Below are 1,725 nucleotides of genomic sequence, written 5' to 3'. Positions count from 1 at the left end.
GGCTCTGTCACAACAAATGGTTGATTTTTGACGAGAAATAGCGTATAATAATAGTAAGAAACAGTACCACCGAAGGAGGTAATTGGATATGCCTACTATCAAAGACGCATTAGATATTATCGGTAAGTTGACTGTCGCAGAGCAGGAAAGCCTTAAAACAATGCTTTTAAGTCCTGCCTTTGTAAAGTCTTTGAATATTGAAGATTTCGTAGCAAAGGAACGCTTTGCAAATGGTCGTGTATGCCCTCTTTGTGGCTGTATCCATGTGGTTCGCAATGGTCATCGTAAAGATGGCACACAGCGATATGTATGTAAGGATTGTGGCAAGTCCTTCGTGATTGCTACGAACTCCATTGTGTCTGGTACAAGAAAAGACTTGTCCGTGTGGGAGCAGTACATTGATTGTATGATGAATGGCTTATCCATTCGTAAGACTGCTGTTGCTTGTGGGATTCACAGAAACACCGCATTCCTTTGGAGACACAAGATTTTGGATGCACTTCAGAATATGGCAGACGATGTTACCCTTGACGGCATTATTGAGGCTGACGAAACTTTTTTCGCCATCTCGTACAAGGGCAATCATAGCAAGAGTAAGACATTTGCTATGCCACGCAAGGCTCATAAGCGTGGTCATTCTACACATACCAGAGGCTTGTCCCAAGAAAAGGTATGTGTTCCTTGTGCGGTTAATAGGAATGGCTTGTCTATCTCCAAGATTACGAATACTGGTAGAGTTTCTACAAGAGATTTACATCATATTTATGATGGTAGGATTAAGACCAATTCCACTCTTGTTACGGACAAGATGAACTCCTATGTGAGATTTACAAATGCCAATGGCATTGACCTTGTGCAGTTAAAGACTGGCAAAGCCAAGAAAGGCATTTATAATATCCAACATATCAATAGCTACCATAGCCAGCTAAAGAGGTTTATGCGTGGCTTTAACGGTGTTTCTACCAAGTATCTGAACAACTATCTTGTGTGGAATAACCTTGTAAATTACGCCAAAGAAAGCGACATGGAGAAAAGGAACATCTTCTTAACTTTCGTTTTGGCAACATTGAAAACTGCTAAATGCAGAGATTTATCAAACAGACCAGCAGTTCCTCTGGTCGCCTAATTAGAATTTGTGGAGATGATAAGATGGTCAATATAACAGATGTAAAACAGATTCTTCAATTTGCAATAGATGCGGAGATTAAAGTCTTTCTTGATGGTGGCTGGGGTGTAGATGCTCTTCTTGGATATCAGTCAAGAGCCCATAATGATATTGACATTTTTGTAGAAAAGAACGATTATCAGAACTTTATAGAAATAATGAAAGCTAATGGCTTTTATGAGATTAAGATGGAATATACAACATTGAACCATACTGTATGGGAAGATTTGAAAAACAGAATTATTGATTTGCATTGTTTTGAATATACGGACGAAGGTGAAATTCTTTATGATGGGGATTGTTTTCCGGTAGAAACTTTTTCGGGTAAAGGAAGAATTGAGGAAATAGAGGTTTCCTGTATTGAACCATATAGTCAAGTAATGTTCCATCTGGGATACGAGTTTGATGAAAATGATGCACATGATGTGAAGTTATTGTGTGAGACACTTCATATCGAAATTCCAAATGAGTATAGATAACTGCAAATAACAGTTTGTAGGGGAGTTCTGATACTCCCCTATAAAAATGGCTATTTATCAACTGTTTGTTGTGACATAGCC

The 1,725-nt window shown here is 38.6% G+C and carries 2 protein-coding genes; both read left to right on the top strand.

From position 1 onward, the window contains the following. The first annotated feature begins 88 nt into the window (after window positions 1–88). Window positions 89–1,126 (top strand): IS1595-like element ISSag10 family transposase, encoded by a 1,038-nt coding sequence (locus ACQRAG_RS11720; RefSeq protein ID WP_427804209.1) that lies wholly within the window; start codon window positions 89–91, stop codon window positions 1,124–1,126. A gap of 23 nt (window positions 1,127–1,149) precedes the next feature. Continuing rightward, window positions 1,150–1,644 carry a lincosamide nucleotidyltransferase Lnu(C) gene (lnu(C), locus tag ACQRAG_RS11715; protein WP_019543803.1) on the top strand — a complete coding sequence of 165 codons (495 nt, stop codon included), beginning with the start codon at window positions 1,150–1,152 and terminating at the stop codon, window positions 1,642–1,644. Window positions 1,645–1,725: the final 81 nt, after the last annotated feature.

This window comes from Desulfovibrio sp. SGI.230, from assembly GCF_050313065.1.
In the GTDB taxonomy this organism is placed as follows: Bacteria; Desulfobacterota; Desulfovibrionia; order Desulfovibrionales; family Desulfovibrionaceae; genus Desulfovibrio.
The sequence above is the reverse complement of the archived record's forward strand: the minus strand, read 5'-3'. Positions and strand labels throughout refer to the sequence as shown.